Genomic DNA, 20,487 nt, shown 5'->3' with positions numbered 1-20,487 from the left:
GGGTACGTCCTTTCATTTCGGGGGTCGCACGGCGCTCGCGCACCGTGCGGGGTCACGGAGCCGGGGTCAGGAGTGCACCAGGGGTGCGGTGCCCGGCGTCCGGGGCTCTTGGGGGACCGGGACGGCCTGCGGCGGCGCGGCCGGCGTCTCGGGCGGGGTGGGCACGGGCGGCAGGTCCTCGACGGCGACGGTGCGCGCGCGGGCCGAGCGGGCCAGCGTGTCGCCCAGCCGGTGCGCCGCGAACGCGCCGCCCTGCGGCGGCTGCGCGGCGTACCGCGCGACCAGCTCGGTGCCCGCCGCCTCGCCCAGCTGGAAGCCGAGCGAGCGCAGGCGGCGGTCGGTGAGCGTCACGAGCTCCTCCGCGCGGTACGCGGCGAGTTCGACGTTCTCGGCGAAGGCCTCCATCAGGTCGGTGTGCTCGCCCAGCACCTCCATGACGTGCGCCGTGCTGCCGCTCAGGGCCAGCACCACGCCCGGCCCCGAGGCGGCCAGCCGGGTCAGCGACGTCAGCACGGCGGTGCGGGCGGCGGGTGCGCGCTCGGCGAAGGCCGGGTCCAGGTCCAGCAGGAGGAGCCCGCCCTCCGCCTCGGCGCAGGCGGCGGCGAACCGGAACCCGGGCTGCTCGGCCCACCGGGCCGGGACGGTGGAGAGCGCCAGCCGGTGGGTCACGCCGGTGGGCAGCAGGCCGAGTTCGGCCAGGCCGCGCCCGTACAGTCCGGCGAGCGCGCGACGGCCGCCGCCGGGCGGGCCCTGGAGGATGATGTTGCCCAGGCCGGCGAGCGGTTCGCCGGCGTCGCGGAGGCGGGCCAGCTGCGTGAGGCGGGAGCGCAGGGTCCGCCGGGCGCCGTCCAGGCCGACGAGGCCGTCGATGCGGCGCAGCGCGGGCGTGTCGAGCGGGGGAGTGCCCTCGCTCACGGGGACCGGCGCGGCGGACGCCGTCGGCGTGGTGGCCCGGGCAGCCGGCTGGGCGGTCGGCTGGGTGGCCGGTTGGACGCCCGCTTGGTCGCCGGGGACGGTGATGACGTCCTCGCTGCTCAGCCGGCTCAGTTCGCTGTCGTCGGTCGGCGGGTGGACGGCCAGCCGCGACGCCTGCCGGCTGATCATCTCCTCGAAGACCTGCCGGGCGACGCGGCCGTTGCCGAACGTGGCGCCCTTCGGCACGTCCTCGAAGTAGCGGTTGAGCGCCTCCAGGGCGCCGGCGTCCAGTTCGTAGAAGTGCTTGGAGCACAGGCCGCGCACGATCGTGACCAGCTCGGCGGGGCTGTAGTTGGGGAACTCGACGGTCCGGGCGAAGCGGGAGGCCATGCCCGGGTTGGAGGCGAGGAACTGGTCCATCTGCGCCGAGTAGCCGGCGACGATGACGACGATCTCGTCGCGGTGGTCCTCCATCAGCTTCATCAGGGTCTCGACGGCCTCCTGCCCGAAGTCCGGTCCGCTGCCCCGGGACTGGTTGGTCAGGGTGTACGCCTCGTCGATGAAGAGGACGCCGCCGAGCGCCTTGGTGAAGACCTCGGAGGTCTTGATCGCGGTGCCGCCGATGATCTGGGCGACCAGGTCGGCGCGGGCGACCTCGACGATGTGGCCCTGGCTGAGGATGCCGAGCTCGGCGAGGACGGCGCCGTACAGCCGGGCGACGGTCGTCTTGCCGGTGCCGGGCGGCCCGGCGAAGACGAGGTGGCGGCTCATCGGCGGCATCGGCAGGCCCATCTCCTGGCGCCGCTGGGCCATCTTGTTGACGTTGATCAGGCCGGTGACCTCGTGCTTGACGCTCTCCAGGCCGACCAGGGCCTCCAGTTCGGCGAGCGGCCCGGTGCCCAGGTGGCGCGGCGAGCCCGCCGGGTCGGCCGGTTCCTGCCCGCCACCCCCGGCCGGCGCGGTGCGCTCGTCGCCGCCGGTGTCGAGGCGCTCGACCGAGACCCGTCCGCCGGACTTGAGCTGGTGGACCGCGGTGCCGCCGTTGTCGCGGATCTCGCAGTCGTGCACGCGCACCGGCTCGTCGGTGTTGCAGCGCACGCCGTCACCGGAGTTGTCGAAGACGGCGCAGTTGTCCAGTTCCGCGCGCGAGGACGCCTGGACGTTCAGGCCGTGGCCGCGCGCGCCGCTGATCCGGCAGCCGACGGCCGTCACCGCGCCGCCGCCCGAGACCTTGATGCCGTCGGCGTCCGAACCGGCGAACCCGCTGTCCCGGGCGGTGAGTTCGCAGTCGGGGCCGACGACGGTCCGGCAGCCCTCCAGGAGGGTGGCGGTCAGCTCGGCGCGGGCGCCGCCGGCCATCGCCAGGCCGGTGCCCGCGGTGGCGCGCAGGCGCAGACCGGTGAGCGACGCCTGCGCGCGGTCGGCGAGGTCCAGGCCGATGCCGCCCGGACCGCCGTCCATCGTGAACTCGCCCTGCCGCACCGTCAGTCTGGCCTCGCCGGTGGCCCTGGCGGCCACGCCCGCGCCGGTCACCGTGAGGTCGGCGCAGTCCGCCTCGCCGCCGGCCTCGACCAGCAGGCCCACCGGCGTGCCGGCGATCCGGCAGTGCTCCAGCTGCGCCCGCGAGCCCGCGGCGACCTGCACGCCGCCGCTCGTGGCGCCCTCGACGACGCAGTTGCGCAGGACCGGCGCCGCGCCGCCGCTGACGTGGACGGCCTGGCCGCCCGAGCCGGTGAACGTGCAGTCGGTCAGCAGGGTCTGGACGGCGCTGGTGAGGTAGGCGTCCAGGGCGGCGCTGCCGGTGACGGTGAGTTTGCGCAGGTCCGCGCGGCCGTTCTGCTCGACGGCGATCGCGGGCTTGCCGCTGCCGTCGATGCGGCAGGACTCGACCAGCGCGGTGCCGTGGCCGTTGACGCAGATCCCGTTGCCCCGGGCGCCCCGGACGGAGCACTCGCGCACGGTCAGCCGCCCGTGCTCGGCGACCACGACGGCCGACGAGCCGACGTCGGTGATCTCGCAGCGCTCCACGACGTTGCCGCCGCCGGAGGTCACGACGATCCCGGCGCCCTGCGTGTTGGTCACCGTGCAGTCGCGCAGGCCGAGCACGCCCTCGTGCCAGGCCAGGACCGCGGCCCAGGCCTCGCCCGCGACCTGGCAGCCGTCCAGCGCGGCCTGCCCGCGCCGCACGTCCAGGACCGGCGCCTCGCGGTCCGCGCCGCTCAGGTGCAGGCCGGACAACTGGACGGCCTCCGCGTCGAGCACCACCGTGCTGCCGGCCGCGGAGTGGATCCGCACGGTGCCGGCCGGGCCCTCGGCGGCCAGCGTCACCGCCTTGGTGACCGTCAGCGCCTCGTCGTAGCGGCCCGGTGCGACGGTGATCAGCGCGCCGTCCACGGCGTCGGCCAGGGCGGCGGCGATGGACCGGTGGGCGCCCGGCCGGTCGCCGGACACCAGGAGGACTTGCCGGGTCACTTCTCTGCTCCCTCGATAGGTGCACGGGTGCCCTGGGCGGCGCGGGCCGACGGCTCGGGCGGGGCGGTGATCAGTCCGGGCGGGGCGGTGAGCGGCGGGCCGCCGGGCCCGGGGCGTCCGTGGGTGGGCAGTTGCTCGGCGGCCTGGGTGAGGCCCTCCAGGGCGATCTCGTCCAGCGGCAGCCGGGGGGCGTCCGGGTCGGTGTCCTCGTCGCCCTCGGACGGCAGCAGCTCGCGCAGCAGCACCGGTTCCGTCGCGGAGCCCGCGCGCAGCACCTTGAAGGCCGTCCCGGGCGGGAAGAGCACGCGGTCGGGGTCGGAGGGGTCGAGCAGGCTCGTCCGGCGCGCGGTCATCGACCAGATCAGGAAGTCGGTGGTGCCGTCGCCGGGGGTCTCGGGCACGGTGATCCGCGCGGTGCAGAACGCCCACTCGGTGGCCGCCCTGCCCTCCTCGTACCAGTCGAGCTCCGGACCGGAGACCGCGGCCCGCAGCAGGGCCACACCCCGGTACGAGGGCAGGCGGTTCAGCCCGGACGCCACGCAGCGGGCCAGCGGCACGTGCGGGCCCGCCGTTCCGGCGCGCACGGCGGCGTCGACGGCGGCGCTGTCGCCGGAGAGGTAGAGGCGTACGGCGACGAGGTCGGTGAGGGCGTCGCCGTCCAGCGCGCGCGAGGAGCTGCGCAGGCCCGGCGACTCGGACATCACCCGGGCCACCGTGCCCGCGACGGCGTGGTACTGGGCGCTGAACTTGCGGCGCACCCAGTCGCGTTCGCGCTCCAGCCCGCGCTCGGGCGGCAGCGCGAGGGCGGCGGCCGACGGGACGGGCTGCACGCGTACGGCGGTCGCGCGGGTGGCGGCCGGGGGGAGCACCGGCGTGGTGGGTGCGGTGGGCGGGGGCGCCGGGGCGTCGAGGGCAGGGGTGGGCTCGACGGGCGGCGCGCTGGGGGCGCCGGACTCCAGGCGGATCCGGGGCATCGCAGGGAGGGGCGCGGGGGTGGGAGCGGGCGTCGGCGGGGCTTCGGCGGGCGGGGCCGTCGGCGCTGCCTCGGGGGCGACGGCAGGGGCGTTCGAGGGCTCGATGGACGGCAGCGGCGGCGTGACGGGCGTGACCGGGGGGACCGGCGTCGCGGGCTCGGGTGCCGGGGCAGGCGTGGTCGGTTCGGGGTTGGCGGCAGGGGCGTTGGAGGGCTCGATGGACGGCAGCGGCAGCAGCGGCGTGACGGGCGTGACCGGGGGGACCGGCGCGACGGGCGCCACGGGCGCCACGGGCTCCGGCGGAGCCGACTCCAGCAGGGACGTGAGGACCGGGGGACTCGTCGGGGCGGGCGCGTGCTCGGGGAGGGCCTCGGACTCCGTCTCCAGCACGGGGACCTTCGGCTCGAAGGCCGGAGCCGGCCAGTCGGCGACCGGGCCCGGGGAGGACGTCACCAGCGACGTCGGCAGCGGCGGCGGCGCGGAGACGGGCTCCGCCACCGGATCCGGGCCGCTCACCGGCACCGGCTCCGGCTCGACGACCGTCCCGGTGGCGGGCGTGGGCGCACTCACCGTCACTGGGTCCGGCTCGATGACAGCCCCGGCCGCCGGCATCGGCGCGCCCACCGTCACCGGATCCACCTCGACGACCGTCCCAGCAGCCGGCGTCGGCGTACTCACCGGCACCGGGCCGAGCTCGACGACCCCCTCGGCAGCCGCCGTCGACACCGGCACCGGTACCGACACCGGCGCCTCGACGGACGCGACCGGCGGCTCCACCACCCGCACCGCAGGGGCGTCCGCATCCGCGTTCCACGCCGACGGCTCCGCCAGGTACCCGGGCGCCGGCGAGTAGACCACCTCGCCCTGGAGCACCGGCCCGCCGCCGACGGCCTCGGCGGCCGTCGGCCCCGGCGACAGCACGACGCGCTGGCGCAGTGCGTCCGCCAGCACCTGTCCGAGCGCGCCGCTGCCCTCCGGCAGCGCGACCGGCCCGAAGTGGACGAACCGCACCCCGGTGCGGGCCGAGGGCAGCACGGTGCCCCAGAAGCGGGTCACGTCGGCCAGCGGCACGGCCGGTCCGCCGGGGCTGCCGAGGACGACGGTGAGCGCGTTCGGGTGGCCGGGCAGCGCGGCGATCAGCCGGCGCCGTCCGGCGGCGAGTTCGGCGGACCGGGCGCTGCGCACCCAGACGCCGCCGGGCACGGGTTCGACGACGCCGAGCGGGCTGGTCTGCCAGATGCGGTCGTAGGTGGCGAACTCCCACAGCGGCTTGGGGTAGCGGTGCGAGTCGCGTTCGGCCGCGCGGCCGGGCCGCAGGCGCAGCCAGCCGGTGCCGCTGTCGGCGGGGACGAACAGGCCCCCGCCGGCGGTGGGCAGCGCCTCGCCGTCGGGGGTGAGGACCGTCCGCCGCAGCTGGTCGGCGATCCGCTGGCCGACCGGCGGGCCCTCCACCGAGGGGTGGAAGACCAGCCGGAGGCTGCCGGGGCGGCGGGCGAGCAGGTCGGCGAGTGCCGGCCAGGCGGTGTCGAGGTCGGCGGGCAGCAGGTCCACCACGACCAGCGTGTGCTCGGGGTCGGGAGTGAGCGCCCCGGCGAAGGCCAGCGCGCTGGGCTCCGGCGGTCCCTTGGGGTGGACCAGCAGGGCGTGCCCGGCGGTCCGGATCCGCAGGGCGGGGCCGGCGGCGCGGGCGGGCTTCATCGCGAGGCGCACGGCTAGCCTCCCTGCACGGTGTCGGCGGCCGCCCGGGCGGTGAGCGTCGGGCCGTGGCCGAGGAGCTTGAGGAGGTCCTCCGGCAGCGCGGTCGCGGGGGCGCCGGTGATGCCGAGGGCCGTGCCGGCGCGGCTGTCGCCGAGCGGGTAGGCGATGCCCTGATCGGTCACCAGGAACGTCTGCGCGTTGCCGTTCTGGCGGGCGAGCTGCTCCAGGTCGACGGCGAGCATGCCGCGGGTCGGCGGGACGAGCACGGTCCGGGTCCCGGTGGCGGCCTGGCCGCCCTCGACGACCAGCTGGCTGGTCAGCCTGGTGCCGTCCGCGCGCTGGCGCAGGCACGCGGTCTGGGCGCCGGCGTCCAGACCGGGGGCGCCGAGGACGTCCGGCAGCGCGGTGAGCAGCGACTGGTCGGGGGAGACGGGGGCGGCGGCGATGTCGGTGGCGCCGACGGTCAGGACGGCCGGGGCGCCGGGGCGGGCCGCCAGCAGGGCCGCGGCGGTGGCGCTGGCCGGGGCGACGCCGGCGTCGGTCATCACGTAGGAGTGCTGGACGCCGCCGGTGGCCGTGCGGAAGAGCTGGCCGACGGTGACCTCGTGCCCGGCGACCCGGCCGGCCGGCTTCCCGGCCTCCGGGACGGCGGCGGCGAGCGGGGCGCCGGTGGGCAGCGCGCCGAGCCAGTTCTGCGGGGTGGGGACCGGGCGGTCGCCGTCCAGGCCGAGCGCGATGAGCGCGGTGTCGGAGGGCACGGGGTAGCGGACGCCGCGCCACAGCAGCCAGTGCGAGCCGTCGGGGGCGGCGAGCAGCACCTGCCGGTCGTCGGGGAAGGCGGCGGTCTGGCCGTCGGGGGCGAGGTCGAGCAGCTGGCCGCCCGCGAGGTCGGGCCGCAGGCACCAGGTCCAGGGGCCGGGCAGCAGGCCCGCGGGCGCGGGCAGCGAGTCGGGGGCGCCGGGGATGCCGACGGGGGCCCCGTGCGGGGTGGTGCCGAGTTCGGCGCCGGAGACGGTGTGGACGGCGCTGCTCTTGCCGCCGAGGAGGAGGGCGGAGGCGTAGTTGCGCACCGGCCGGAGCTGTCCGTCGAGGAGCAGGTACCGGTTGCCGGTCTGCTGCTCCACGATGATCGACCCGGGGTTGCGCCAACGGGTGTCCGCGACGGGCGCGATGAGCCCGTAGACGGCGAAGCCGACGCACAGCAGCACCACGACTCCGGCGCCGAGCACGGTGGCGAGCGTGGCCCGCCCGGTCGGTCCCTCGCCGCGGCCGACGTCGCCCCGGACGAGGGCGGTGGCCAGGCGGGCCATGGCGAAGCGGTACGCCTGGAGGTGGTCGCGTCGTGTCTGCATGCCCGGCCCCCGCTCAGCTCGCCAGCACGCGCAGCGCGCTGTAGACGTGCAGGGCCTGGAGGACCAGCGGCAGGAGGGCGATCACGGTGGCCGTCTCCAGGATGTCCCCGGCGTGCCCCCAGATCGGCAGCAGCCGGTCCGTCAGCCGGGGCGCGCGGACCAGCAGGAGGACGGCCGCGGCGAGCAGCGCGGCGGGCACCAGGATCCGGGCGGCGGTGCCGTGCGAGGCGGCGTGCGCCAGCAGGAGCAGCGCCAGGCCGAGCGTGCCGGCGAGTACGGCGCAGACCCGCTGCAGGACGCCGGTGAGCCCGCGCGAGCGCAGCAGCACCGCGCCGGCGAGGACCAGCGGCAGCACCCAGTTGATCCAGCCGGGCTCGCGCACCAGGAACCAGAAGGCCGCCGCGTACAGCACCGCCGACGCCAGGGCCAGCGCGTCCAGGTAGTCGTTGGCCGCCCCGGCGGCGCGCTCCAGGCGGGCCTGGGGTTCGGGGGTGATGTCCTGCTGGAGCTCCTCGGCGTCGTGCGGCAGGGCGGGCACCCGCACCCCGGCCAGCCGCAGCGCCAGCCGCGGGCCGAGCTGCCCGAGGACGAACAGGGCCGCCGCGACCACCGCGAGGGCCTGCGCGGCGTCCCAGTGCGCGACGTGGACCAGGCCGGCACCGGCCGCCGCCGCGACCGCGGTGAGCAGCGCGGTGCCCGGCAGCAGGAACGGCAGCGGACGGACGATCAGCAGGACGCCGCAGACGACGGCCGTGGCGACGGCGCCGGCGAGGACCTCGGCCGGGCCGAGCAGGAACGCGTGGTCCGGCCCGCCGCGGAAGGTGAGCCCGGCGAGGGCGGCGAGGGCCATGGCGCCGACGGCGGCGGTCAGCACGGTGCCGCGCCGTGCGCCGGGCCGGGTGCCCACCAGGCAGGCGGCCGTCAGCAGCGCGGCGGCGCTCACGCCGGTGGTGGCCGCGGTGAGCGGTCCCGGGCCGCCACTGAGCAGGGCGGCGGCGAGGACGGCCAGCAGCAGGGCCCCGGCCGCCAGCGCGAGGCGGACGGTGGCCACCGGCTGCCAGCGGTCCGTCCGGCCGCCGATCACCTGGGCCACGCCGTCGGCGACGTCGTCGAAGTGCAGCGCGGGCAGCGCGGCCTCGGCGGGCCGCAGGTGGAGCACGTCGCCGTGCTTCAGCCCGAGGCTCTCGGGGGTGCCGTCGGGGTCGAGGGGGTTCTCGCCGAGCCGCTGGAGCACCTGTACGGTGCCGCGCTCCTGCGGGCTCAGCGTCAGCCTGCCGAGGAGCACGGGCAGCAGGGCCGAGACGGGGGTGGAGACGGGGACGGAGACGTCGAAGCGGCCGTCGGTGTGGACGACGGTCAGCCGGCACACCTCGGTGACCGGCGGGGCACCGGCGGGCGCGGGGGTCGACATGCTGCTCCTGGACGGCGAAGAGGCGGACGGGGCGGAAGGCACGGTGGACGGGGCGGTGGACGGGAGAGCGGCGGTCACGCGGGCGTCACCAGCCCGGTCTGGACGAGGCGCACCGCCCGGCGGGTGACGAGCTGGGCGCGCCCGGCGGGCAGCGTGCGCGGCTTGGCCTCGCCGAGGAACTTGCCCTCCTCCTTGGGGTAGGAGAAGAGCAGCGCCGGGTTGCCGAGCTCCCACATCCGCCGCAGGACGGGGTCGGTCATCGACCGCATCGCCCCCGAGGTGCTGCGGGCGATGATCACGTGCATCCCGATGTGCTGCCCCTGCGCGAGGAGCGGGACGAGCGGCGCCAGCGGGGTGGGTGCGCCGGGCGCCCCCGCGAGGAGGTCGTAGTCGTCGACGACGACGAACAGCCGCGGGCCCTCCCACCAGTCGCGCTGCGCCAGTTGCTCCGGGGTGATGTCCGGCCCGGGCACCCGCTTGCCCACCGAGTGGGCGGCGTTCGCGGCGAGCTGGGCGAGCGAGTCGCGGTCGACGACGTAGCCCGCCCGGTACTCCTCGGGGACGGAGGAGAGCAGGCCGCGCTCGGGGTCGGCGACGACGATCCGGGCCTCGTCGGTGCTGAAGCGCGAGGTGATCGCGCGGACGGCCAGGCGCAGCGCGTTGGTCTTGCCGGTCTCGCCGTCGCCGAACACCATGAGGTGCGGGCTGGTCGAGAAGTCGTGCCAGGTGGGCTCCAGGCGCTGCTCGTCCCAGCCGAGGCAGAGCCGCAGGTCGCCCTCGGCGGGCGGCAGTTGGTCGGCCGGCAGCCGGGTGGGCAGCAGGCGCACGCCGGGGGCGGGGGAGCCGGTCCAGAAGGCGTCGATCTCGGCGACGGCCGCCTTGGTGGCCGGGGTGAGGTCGGCGGTCCCGCCGGAGCTGTCCAGGCGCGGCAGCGCGGACAGGAAGTGGTGGCCGCCGGCGCTCAGGCCGCGGCCGGGCTGGTGCGGGACGGCATTGGCGATCCGCGAGCCGACCTCGGACTCCAGTGCGTCGCCGAGGCGCAGTTCGAACTTGGTGCCGAGCAGGTCGCGCAGGCGGGGCCGCAGTTCGGACCAGCGCACCGCGGAGGCCAGCAGGTGCAGGCCGAAGGACAGGCCGCGGGCGGCCAGGTCGATGACCCTGGCCTCCAGGTCCTCGAAGTCCTGGCGCAGCGTCGACCAGCCGTCCACCACGAGGAAGACGTCGCCGTACGGGTCGTCGATCTCGCCGGCCGCGCGCAGTGCGCGGTAGGCGGCCATCGACTCCAGGCCGCGCGAGGTGAACTCGCGTTCGCGGCGCTCCAGCAGCTGCGTCAGCTCCTCCACCGTGCGCAGCACGCGGTCGCGCTCCAGCCGGGTGGCGACCGAGCCGACGTGCGGCAGGCCGGCGGTGGAGACGAGGCCGCCGCCGCCGAAGTCGAGGCAGTAGAACTGGATCTCGCCCGGGGTGTGGGTGAGCGCCAGCGACAGGATGAGGGTGCGCAGCAGGGTGGACTTGCCGGTCTGCGGGGCGCCGGCGAGCCCGACGTGGCCGTCGGCCCCGGACAGGTCGGCGACGAGCAGTTCGCGCAGCTGCTCGTAGGGGCGGTCGACGATGCCGAGCGGGACGCGCAGCGTGCCGAGCGACGGGTGGCCGGCGGCGCTCATGCCGCGGACCGGGTCCGGCACGATGCCGGGCAGCAGCTCGTCCAGGCTCGGGGAGGCGGCCAGCGGCGGCAGCCAGACCTGCCGGGCCGGCGGCCCGCTCTCCTCCAGGCGGCCGACCAGCACCTCCAGGAGGCTCTCGGCGTTCGCCTGCTCGTCGGGCGCGGCGGCGGCCGGTTCGGGACGGCCGGTCGGGGCGAGTGCGGCCAGCGACTCGTCGGTGCTCTCGGAGCGCAGCGCGCCCTGCCGCGCCAGGCCGAAGTCGGTCAGCACACCGGACGCGCCGGCCTCCTGGGAGGGCTGCTCGTCGGCGGCGAGCGGCTCGGGCGCCGGGCCGGAGACGTAGGCGGCCTTGAACCGCACCAGGTTGGTGGTGTCGATCTTCAGGTAGCCGTTGCCCGGCGAGGACGGCAGCTCGTAGGCGCTGGCGACGCCGATCACGCTGCGCGACTCCATAGCGGAGAAGGTCCGCAGGGCGATCCGGTAGGAGAGGTGGCCCTCCACCTTGTGGATGCGGCTCTCGTCGAGGCGCTGCGAGGCGAGCAGCAGGTGCACGCCGAGGCTGCGCCCGAGCCGGCCGATGGAGACGAAGAGGTCCACGAACTCGGGTTTGCTGGCGAGCAGTTCGGAGAACTCGTCGACCACGATCAGCAGCGAGGGCAGCGGGGCGAGGCCGGCGCCGGCGGCCCGCGCCTTCTCGTAGTCGAAGAGCGAGGAGTACCCGGCCTCGCGCAGCAGCTCCTGGCGGCGGATCATCTCGCCGTTGATGGAGTCGCGCATGCGGTCGACGAGGTGGATCTCGTCGGCCAGGTTGGTGATGACGGCGGAGGTGTGCGGCAGGCGGTCCATGTGCAGGAAGGTCGCGCCGCCCTTGAAGTCCACCAGGACGAGGTTGAGCACCTCGGAGGAGTGGGTCGCGGCCAGGCCCATCACGAGGGTGCGCAGCAGCTCGCTCTTGCCGGAGCCGGTCGCGCCGATCAGCAGGCCGTGCGGGCCCATGCCGCCCTGCGCGGACTCCTTGAGGTCCAGCTCCACGACCTCGCCGTCGTCGGTGACGCCGAGCGGCACGGTCAGGCGGGCGGACTGCACCTGCCGGGGCCGCCACTTGGCGGCGACGTCGAAGCTGTGCGGGTCGCGCAGGCCGAGCAGGGTGACGAGGTCGAGGTCCGATTCGAGCGGACGGTCGGCCAGGTCCACGCTGCCGCTGGTGCGCATCGGTGCCAGCGAGCGGGCCAGGGCCTCGGCGGCGGTGGCGCTGAGCGCGTCGGCGTCGGCCGAGTCGGTGTCCTCGCCGGAGGCGAACTCGACCTTCCCGTCGTTCACGGTCAGCCGCAGCACCTTGGGGCCGCCGGGCATCGTGCCGGTGACGTCGAGCAGCACGACGTTGCGCAGACCGCCGCCCGCCAGGCGGGAGCTGGCGGGGATCCGCACGCCCTGGGCGACGACCACGACGAACGGCTCGGCGACGCTGGGCGAGGCCGCCGGGTCGTGCTCGGGGCGGTCGCGGACCTCCTGGCCGAGCAGGTCCAGCAGGGTCTCGGGGTCCTCGGCGGCCAGGCGTGCCGGGCCGGCGGCGTCCTCCTCGCCGGGGTGGGCGTTGTGCGGCAGCCACTTCAGCCAGTCCCACTGCGCGCGGGCGCCCTCGTCGCCGAGGAACACCACCCGCAGCTCGTCGGGGGAGTGCAGGACCGCCAGCTGCCCGACGATCGCCCGCGCGAGGCCCAGCGCGTCCTCGGCCGTGCCGGCGAACTCGACGCTGCTGAAACGGCGCAGACCCACCGGGACGGGCAGCCCGGGGACGCTCTGGTGGGCGTGCGTGAAGCGGCGCAGCGACACCGCGCACAGCGGTTCCAGGTCCTCGACCGGCTTGGTGCGCGGCGGCAGGAACTCCAGGGCGGCGCGGCGCGCGCCCAGCCCGATCCGCACCCGCGCGAAGTCCTCGTGCCCGGGGCGCCGCTCCCACAGCCGGGTGCCGCGGGCCAGCGCCCACAGCTCCGACGGGTCCGGGTGGTCCCACAGCACGGCGGCGCGCTGCTCGGCCGCGGCCTGCCGGGCCTGGACGCGCTTCTGCGTCAGGTAGCGGAGGTAGTCGCGGCGTTCGGCGCGCATCCGGCGCCGGCGCTCGGCGCCCGGGCGGCCGATCTGGGTCAGCGTCATGCTGACCATCGCGACGCCCATCATCCCGGACATCATGTAGGTCGACGCACCGCCGCCGCGCATGGAGAACATCAGCACCATCGCGCCGGCGCCCAGGCCCATCGGCAGGTACATCAGCGCGGAGCCGAGGTCGGGGGTGGCGGGCTCGCCCAGCACCGGGGGCTCGGCCAGTTCGATCTGCCCCTCGGGGAGCGGGGGGCCGTCGGCGCGAGGCGGGCGCTTGACGAGGACCGTGCTCAAATCCCGTACTCCGTTTCCTCTTCTCCGCGGAGGAACGAGCTTGCCCCCAGTCGATCACCGTGGGATACGCGCGTGGTCTACGCGGCCGGGAACCGGCTCGGCGGCGGGTTGCGGTGCGGCGAAGAGCGCCGGATATCGGACGGATATCGGGGGCTGGGAGGCTGTGGCCGCAAGTGGTGCCGTGCACGCGGCCACCGCGAGGGGAATCCGCGCTCACGGAGATGCGCGCGGGAGCAGCGAAGGAACTCGCGCTCACGATGATGCGCGCGGGAGCAGCGAGGAGGGCCGGCGACATGAAGGTCTGGAACAACACCGGGTCCTGACCCCGGCGGGTCGCTGCCCGCCGGGGTCGCCGTTCCGGCCCCGGCGGGCCAAGGTGTGTCCTACGCGACGCCCACGACGTAACCGGTCTTCGCCGGTGATGCGGGTGCGTCGGCCGAACCGTCCAGCCGGGCCAGCACTCGCCGCACGTCCTCGGCGTCGGGCAGTCCGAGCCCGTCGAACAGCTCCTGCGCCTCGCGCAGCCGGTCGACGGCCTCCTCGGTGCGGCCGAGGCCGTCGAGCGTCCTGGCGACGATCACCAGGGCGTGGCCCCGGTCCCGCTCGGCGGCGAGCTCCCGGCAGTCGGCCAGGGCCCGCAGCGCCTGGTCGAGGGACTCCTCGTGACGGTCCAGCAGGCGCAGCGTGTCGGCCAGGCGGTAGCGGGCCTGCGCCTCGCGCAGCGGGATCCCCGCGGCCCGGCAGATCCGCAGGCACTCCTCCAGCGCGGTGACGGCCTGCTGGTGCTCGCCGAGCTCGTGCGAGGCCAGGCCGAGCACGTAGAGGGCGTAGGACAGGCCGGTCCACTCCTCCGCGTCGGTCAGGCCCGGCAGCAGCCGGCGACAGGCGGCGGCGGCCTCGGCGGGCCGGCCGTCGCGCACCTGGGCGAGCGCCGAGTTGAGCGCCGTCGTCGTGTGCCCGTCGCGGTGGCCGAGCGCGCGGGCCAGCGAGTTCGCCTCGTCGTAGAGGCGCACCGCCTCCTGGTAGCGGTGCTGGAACTGCGCGAGCAGGCCGAGGTCGTTCAGCGCCTGCTGCAACACCACCACGTCGCCGCCGGCCCGGCAGGCGTCGGCCGCGCGGCGGCTGTGCTCGGCGGCCTCGTCCAGCCGGGCCGCCTGGACGGCGAGGTTGCCGCGGACGAACTCGGCGCGGCCCAGCGAGCGCTGGTCGCCGAGCGCGTCGGCCGCCTGGGCGACGGCCGCGGCGGCGTCGGCGAGACGCCCGTAGCGCGGGTCGGCGTCGAACGGGCTGAGCGCGACCAGGAGGTCGGCGGCGGCCCGGACGTCCTCGACCGGCGCCGCCCGGCGGGCCGTCGCGAGGACCGCGGTGATGGCCGCCTCGAACTCCTCGGCCACCCAGTCGGCCGCCGCCTGGGCGTCCTCGAAGGCGGGGCCCGGGGTGAGCGCGGGGGTGAGCGCCGAGGTGAGTGCGGTGCCGATCGGATCGCCGGGCACCAGCCACTGGAAGGCGGCGGTGGCGTGCGCCAGCAGGAAGTGCAGGTGGTGGCGCTGCGCCGTGGCCTGTTCCTCGGCCTGCTCCTCGGTGCCGTCGGGGCCGTCGGGGCCGGTGATCTGGAGGGCGTAGACCCGCAGCAGGTCGTGGTAGCGGTAGCGGCCGGGCCGCGGGGCGGTGAGCATGCCGGCGTCGACCAGCGACTCCAGCAGGTCCTCGGCCCGGCGCGGCCCGGTCCCGAGGACGGCCGCCGCGGCCGGTGCGCCGATGTCCGGCCGGCACACCGCGGCGACCACCCGGAACGCGTCGGCCTGCTCCGCCGTCAACTGGCGGTAGCCCCACTCGAAGGCGCCCGCCACTGCCAGGTCGCCCAGCCGCAGCTCGGCCATCCGGTCCTGCTCGGCGGCCAGCCGGTCGGCCAGTCGGGCCACCGTCCAGGCCGGGCGCGAGGCCAGCCGGGCCGCCACGATCCGCACCGCCAGCGGGAGCCGCCCGCAGTGGCGGATCAGCTCGCCGACGGCCGTCGGGTCGGCGGCGACCCGCTCGGCGCCGGCCGTGCGGGCCAGCAGTCTGCGCGCCTCGGCGACGCTGAACACGTCCAGGTCGACCTGGACGGCGGTGGCCAGGCCGAACAGCCGGGCGCGGCCGGTCACGAGGACGGCGCAGCGGGCCGAGCCGGGCAGCAGCGGGCGGACCTGGGCGGCGTCCCTGGCGTTGTCGAGCACGACCAGCACCCGGCGGACGTCGAGCAGCGAGCGGAAGAGCCGGGCCCGGTCCTCCAGTGCCTCCGGGACGGCGCCCGGCGCGATGCCGAGGGCGGTCAGGAAGCTGGCCAGCAGGACGTTCGGGTCGGCCGGCGTGTCCTGGTCGCCGCGCAGGTCCGCGTACAGCTGGCCGTCGGGGAAGCCGGCGCGCAGCCGGTGGGCGACCCGCAGGGCCAGCGCCGTCTTGCCCACCCCGCCCATCCCGGAGACCGCCGCGATGGGCAGTGCGGAATCCCCGGCCGGCTCGCGCACGGCTGCGGTCAGCGCGGTGTGCAGCGCCTCGAGTTCGGCCTCCCGGCCGGTGAAGTCGGCGATGTCGGCCGGGAGTTGGGCCGGCACCGGGCCGGGCTGCACGGCCGGTGCCGGACGCGTGGCGGCCGTACCGAGCAGGGTGGGGTCGTTGCGCAGGATCCGCTGGTGGATCTCGCGCAGCTCCGGGCCCGGGTCGACGCCCAGCTCCTCGGCGAGCAGCCGGCGGGCCCGGTCGTAGAGGGCGAGCGCGTCGGCCTGGCAGCCGCTCTGGTAGAGCGCCCGCATCAGGAGCGCGTACGGCCGCTCGCGCAGCGGGTGTTCGGCGGTGAGGTCGCGCAGCACCGGGATGGCGAGGGCGGTGTCGCCCAGCTCAAGGTCCAGGCCGCAGCGCTCCTCCAGCAGGCTGGTCCGCAGCTCCCCGAGCCGGGTGCGCTGCTGCTCGGCGAACGGTCCCGGCACCCCGGTGAGCGGCTCGCCGCCCCACAGCTCCAGCGCCTCGGCGAACAGCCGCCGCACCTGCGCGGGTTCTTCACCGCCGCGCGCCGCGCCCATCGCGGCGGCGGCGAGCTTCTCCATGTGCAGCGCGTCCACGGCCCCGGCCGGCACGACGGTGCGGTAGCCGTCGCCCACCGAGGTGAGGATCACCGGTGCGTCGCTGTCGTGCTCCAGGACCTTGCGCCACCGCCAGGCGTAGGTGCGCAGCATGGCGGACGCGCTGGCGGGCGCCTCGTCGCCCCACAGGGCCTCGATGAGTTCCGCGGCGCCGGCCGCCCGGCCGTCGCGCAACAACAGTGCGGCCAGCATCGCCTGCTGCAGCGGCGATCCGACCGGTAGCCCCTCGTCCCCGTACTGTGCCCGCATCGTGCCCAGCAGGAAGAACCGGACGGGATGGATCATGGACTGCGGTCCCCTCGTGCGTGACGCCCAGGCGTCCCGGTGAGGGCCCGTGGCCGCCATGTCCGATGTGTGGTCCCGGGTTCCCCGCCTCCCCGAGGGGCGTCATTATTCGTATTACTAGCACACCTTTGTCATGGCACCGCATCTCGGTGATCGTGACCCTTGACGCGGCGTCAGCGTTCGTTCACGATCGATGGCCGCGCTGCCGCAGGCCTCCCGGAATGCGCGCCGATCGGGCCGGAAAGGCGCAGTGGGAAAACCGGATCGGGTTGCTCCGCGGGAAATTTGACCAAGGCTTGAATCTCGCGGCGACCGGATCCGCACACCGCCCCGGCGGGAGGGCGGTCCCACCGGGGCGGCGTCGGTCCGGGCGGCGTCACGAGGACGGTGTCACCAGGGCGGTTTTGGTCCTGGCCGCGTCACGAGGTGTGTGCCGGCTCCCGGTCGGACGTGCCCTCAGCGGCGGCGCCCCGGCCGTCGGCGACCGGCGCGGTGCGGTCCGCACGCGCGCCGCGGCCCGCACGCGCGGCCGGACGCAGGAGCACGGCACACGTGAGCGCGGCCAGCAGGGCGAGCGAGGCCGACACGACCAGGCACAGCCGGAGGCCGTCGAGGAACGAGCCGCTCAGGGCGGTCAGGGCCGGTCCGGTGGCGGCGTCCAGGTGGAGTGCGGCCACGGCGCCGAGCCCCTGGCCGTGCGCGGTGGCGAGGACGCGGTCGACGGTCTCGGCGGGCACACCCGTGTCGGCGAGGTGTGCGGGAAGGGTGTGCAGGGCCCGGGTGGTGAGCAGGGTGCCGAGCACGGCGGGGCCGAGCGCGCCGCCGACCTGACGGAAGGCGTTGTTCCCGGCCGCGGCCATGCCGGCCAGGTGGTGCGGGACGGAGGCGACGGCCGAGGCGGTCATCGGAGTGAGGACGGCGCCCAGGCCCAGGCCGAGCAGGACCAGCCGCCAGGCGATCGAGCCGAAGGAGGTGTGGGCGTCCAGCGTGGTCAGCGACAGCAGCGAACCCGCCGTCACCACCAGGCCCGTGGTGATCAGGACCCGGGCGGACACCCGGTGCATCAGCCGGCCGACCGGCCCGCCGGCGACGATGGCCGCCCCGGTCACCAGCACCATCCGCAGCGCCGCCTGGATCGTCGTCAGGTGCTGCACCAGACCGAAGTACAGGCTCAGCACGAAGAAGAAGCCGATCAGGCCCAGGAAGCTGATCATCGCCACCAGGGCGGTGGCGGTGAAGGCCGGGCTGCGGAACAGCGCCGGGTCGAGCATCGGGCTCGTGCTGCGCCGCTCCACGGCCACGAACGCGGCCGCGCTCACCGCGCCCAGCACCAGGGCCGCCACCACGGCGGGCTCGCCGAAGCCGTTCGCGCCGCCCTCGATCACGCCGTAGACGACCGCGGTGACCGCGACCGCCGCGCTGATCTGGCCCGGCCAGTCGAGCCGGCGGCCGTGCGGCGCGCGCGAGTCCGGCAGCACGAACGCCGCGACGACCAGCACGATCAGGGACACCGGGACGGGCAGGAGGAAGATCCAGCGCCACGCGACGTGCTCCAGCAGCACCCCGGCGATCAGCGGGCCCACGGCGAGCGACGCCAGCAGGGACGTCGCCCACAGGCCGATGAACCTCCCGCGCTCCCGGTGGTCGGGCACCGCGTGGCTGATCATCGCCAGCGTGGTGGGCAACAGCGCCGCCGCCCCCAGCCCGGAGGCCGCCTGCCCGACCCACACCGACCCCACCGAGTCGGACGAGAGCGACACGGCCGCACCGAGCGCGCAGAAGGCCATGCCCGCCTGGAACACCCGCTTGCGGCCGTGGACGTCGCCCCACACGCCCGTGGTGAGGATCAGCGCGGCCATCGGCAGCACGAACGCGTCCGACACCCAGGACAGCTGGGACGTGGAGGCGCCCAGCGCCCGCTGGATCGCGGGCAGGCTCACCGACACGGTGGTCACGGGGAGGTAGGCGACGAAGACGCCCAGGCAGGCCATGACGAGCGTGACGCCCCGTCCGGCCGTGGGGCCCTGCACCGTTGCGGAATTCACGAGACGATCCTTCGACTGCGGAGGTGCCGCACGGGCACCGGCTGCGGTGGGGGCGCCGCCGTCCGGCGCGCGCCCGGCTCCCGGACCGGTCGCACCGGGGGAGCCGCCGATCAGCTTCGCGCCCGGGTGCGAGGAATCCCCAACCCAACCCATGAACCGTGATGGAACCTCCGTAGGGGCTTCCGAATGTGTGACGATTCCCCCATGGCCGACGACCTGGACCGTAAAATCATCCACGGACTCCACTGCGCCCCGCGCGTCTCGTTCCGGCGGCTCAGCGAGGTCGTCGGCGTGTCCGAACAGACCGTGGCCCGCCGCTACAACGCCCTGCGCCGGGGCGGGCTCGTCCGCGTCGTCGGTCTGAGCAGCCCCGCCGCCCACGGCCAGGCCGAGTGGATCGCCCGCCTGCGCTGCCGACCGGACGCCGTCGGCCCCCTCGCCGACTCCCTCGCCCGCAGGCCCGAGGTGGCCTACGCCAGCCTCGCCTCCGGCGGCTCGGAGATCATCTGCATCATCCGCTCACCCGCCGGCACCACCCGCGACGACGTCCTCCTCCGACAGCTCCCCAGGGCCGCGTCGGTCCTCGACATGAGCGTCGACCTGATCATGCACGCCTTCGGAGTCCCCGGCCCGACGGGCTGGACGGGAGGGGAAGGCTCCCTCACCGCCGACCAGGCGCGCGAGCTGATCGCGGAACGCCCCGTCCCCGTCGGGCCCCCGCTCCCGCCGACCGACGAGGACCTGCCGCTCCTCGAAGCCCTGGCGGAGGACGGCCGCGTCTCCCACACCCGCCTCGCCGAGGTCACCGGCTGGTCCAAACCCCGCGTCGCCCGCCGGCTGGAGGCCCTCGAAACCAGTGGCTCCCTCACCTACGACGTCGACACCCTGCCCGAACGCCTCGGCTACGAACTCAACGCCGCCCTCTGGCTCCAGGTCGACCCGCCCCGCCTCCACGCCATCGGCGAGGAGCTCAGCCGGCACGACGAATGCGCCTTCGCCGCGGCCACCAGCGGTAAGCACAACATCATGGCCATCGTCATCTGCAAGGACACCGCGGACTTCTACCGCTACCTCAGCACCCGGCTCGCCCACGTCGAGGGCGTCAAGGGCTACGAGATCAGCGTCCGCGTCCGCCGCCTCAAGCAGGCCGCCTCCCTCATCCACCACGGCCGCCTGATCCACCCGGCGCTCGCGTGAGGGCTCGATGGGCACGGGCCCGCGTACTCAGCGGGCCGCCATTGCTGAGCCGCACGGCTTTGGGCAGCGTAGCTCCGCCCGGAATCCGAACCCGGACGAATCGGTAGGCATGAACGCGCGGGACGGGGTTAGACGAGTGGGACAACCGATCGCCCCGACTGGAAGGACCGCCGTGGCCGACGCCGCCCGCCTGCCCGAATCCCGCCTGCCCGACACGCCCGAGCACCACTGGAGCCGCGAGGAGGACGGAGCCTGCCGGACCGCCGACCGCGGCATCTTCGACCGCCCCGCCCAGGAGCACGGAGTTGCCGCCAAGGATCGGGAGGAGGCGGCGAAGGCCGTCTGCGCGGGCTGCGAGGTCCGGGTGGAGTGCCGGCGGCACGCGCTCGCCGCACGGGAGCCGCACGGCGTGTGGGGCGGGCTGGCGGAGGAGGAACGCCGCTCGTTGTTCACCAGCGACTCCGGGCCCAGGGCGGCGTGACGGGCGTCGCGTCCTGTGGTGTCCATCGGGGGTGAGGGCGCGACCGCTCACGCGAGCAGCCTGGCCACCGCGGCGTCGATGTCGAGGTGACCGGACTCGCCGCCGGCCGGCACCAGGTTGAACGAGTCGAGCAGGAACGCCGTCACGACGTCGGAGGGAATGCTGATCACCGCCCGCCGGTCGTGGCCGCACAAGGTCACCAGGACCCGCCCCTCGGGCCCGGGCGCGACGGTGACGTCCCCCCGGCCGACGTGACCGTGGCGTCCCTCGTTCAGCAGGTCCCGTGCGAAGAACCACCGGCGCTCCTCGCCGTCGCCGAGCGCCGGGAAGGCCAGGCACACCGCGTACGGCAGCGAGGAGTCGAAGCGCAGCTGCGCCTCCAGGGCGACGTGCGGGAACGCGCCTTCGGGCAGGGTCACGGAGGTGGACCAGCAGGTGGCGGAGGTCATGCGGTGGGGCTCTCCATGCGGTCGAACAGCA

Annotated in this window: 10 protein-coding genes; 2 read left to right on the top strand and 8 right to left on the bottom strand. The window is 75.8% G+C overall.

The window, feature by feature from the left end; all coding sequences use genetic code 11:
* Window positions 1-66: 66 nt before the first annotated feature.
* The 7 genes from ACFXDE_RS16475 to ACFXDE_RS16445 all read right to left on the bottom strand — a co-directional run bounded on the left by ACFXDE_RS16475 (window position 67) and on the right by ACFXDE_RS16445 (window position 18,275).
* Window positions 67-3,387, bottom strand: a complete 3,321-nt coding sequence (locus ACFXDE_RS16475) for a right-handed parallel beta-helix repeat-containing protein (RefSeq protein ID WP_380494746.1) — start codon at window positions 3,385-3,387, stop codon at window positions 67-69.
* Window positions 3,384-6,071 (bottom strand): hypothetical protein, encoded by a 2,688-nt coding sequence (locus ACFXDE_RS16470; RefSeq protein ID WP_380494744.1) that lies wholly within the window; start codon window positions 6,069-6,071, stop codon window positions 3,384-3,386. Before ACFXDE_RS16470 ends, ACFXDE_RS16475 begins: the two co-directional genes overlap by 4 nt.
* A 2-nt stretch (window positions 6,072-6,073) precedes the next feature.
* Window positions 6,074-7,411, bottom strand: coding sequence for a type VII secretion protein EccB (eccB, locus tag ACFXDE_RS16465; protein ID WP_380494742.1), 1,338 nt, complete (start codon window positions 7,409-7,411; stop codon window positions 6,074-6,076).
* A 13-nt stretch (window positions 7,412-7,424) separates the two neighbouring features.
* On the bottom strand, window positions 7,425-8,822 hold the full coding sequence (gene eccD / locus ACFXDE_RS16460) for a type VII secretion integral membrane protein EccD (protein ID WP_380494740.1): 1,398 nt from the start codon (window positions 8,820-8,822) through the stop codon (window positions 7,425-7,427).
* A 74-nt stretch (window positions 8,823-8,896) separates the two neighbouring features.
* Window positions 8,897-12,880: a type VII secretion protein EccCa gene (eccCa, locus tag ACFXDE_RS16455; protein WP_380494737.1), complete on the bottom strand. Its 3,984-nt coding sequence runs from the start codon at window positions 12,878-12,880 to the stop codon at window positions 8,897-8,899.
* A gap of 383 nt (window positions 12,881-13,263) precedes the next feature.
* Complete coding sequence (locus ACFXDE_RS16450) at window positions 13,264-16,284, bottom strand: BTAD domain-containing putative transcriptional regulator (RefSeq protein ID WP_380494735.1); 3,021 nt, start codon at window positions 16,282-16,284, stop codon at window positions 13,264-13,266.
* Between the two features lie 419 nt (window positions 16,285-16,703).
* Window positions 16,704-18,275 carry an MFS transporter gene (locus ACFXDE_RS16445; protein WP_380494827.1) on the bottom strand — a complete coding sequence of 524 codons (1,572 nt, stop codon included), beginning with the start codon at window positions 18,273-18,275 and terminating at the stop codon, window positions 16,704-16,706.
* A 258-nt stretch (window positions 18,276-18,533) separates the two neighbouring features.
* Here ACFXDE_RS16445 and ACFXDE_RS16440 point away from each other — a divergent pair, with 258 nt between their 5' ends.
* Together ACFXDE_RS16440 and ACFXDE_RS16435 are read left to right on the top strand one after the other, a co-directional pair.
* A complete protein-coding gene (locus ACFXDE_RS16440; RefSeq protein ID WP_380494733.1) occupies window positions 18,534-19,526 on the top strand; it encodes an Lrp/AsnC family transcriptional regulator in 993 nt (330 codons plus the stop codon).
* A gap of 172 nt (window positions 19,527-19,698) precedes the next feature.
* The gene (locus ACFXDE_RS16435) at window positions 19,699-20,007 is read left to right on the top strand and encodes a WhiB family transcriptional regulator (RefSeq protein ID WP_380494731.1); all 309 of its coding nucleotides are present in this window, start codon (window positions 19,699-19,701) and stop codon (window positions 20,005-20,007) included.
* A gap of 47 nt (window positions 20,008-20,054) precedes the next feature.
* On the opposite strand, the gene ACFXDE_RS16430 is transcribed toward ACFXDE_RS16435, so the two are convergent.
* Window positions 20,055-20,456, bottom strand: a complete 402-nt coding sequence (locus tag ACFXDE_RS16430) for an SsgA family sporulation/cell division regulator (protein ID WP_380494729.1) — start codon at window positions 20,454-20,456, stop codon at window positions 20,055-20,057.
* Window positions 20,457-20,487 lie beyond the last annotated feature (31 nt).

The organism is Kitasatospora sp. NPDC059408 (genome assembly GCF_042751525.1).
In the GTDB taxonomy this organism is placed as follows: Bacteria; Actinomycetota; Actinomycetes; order Streptomycetales; family Streptomycetaceae; genus Kitasatospora.
This window is presented reverse-complemented; position numbering and strand designations above follow the sequence as displayed.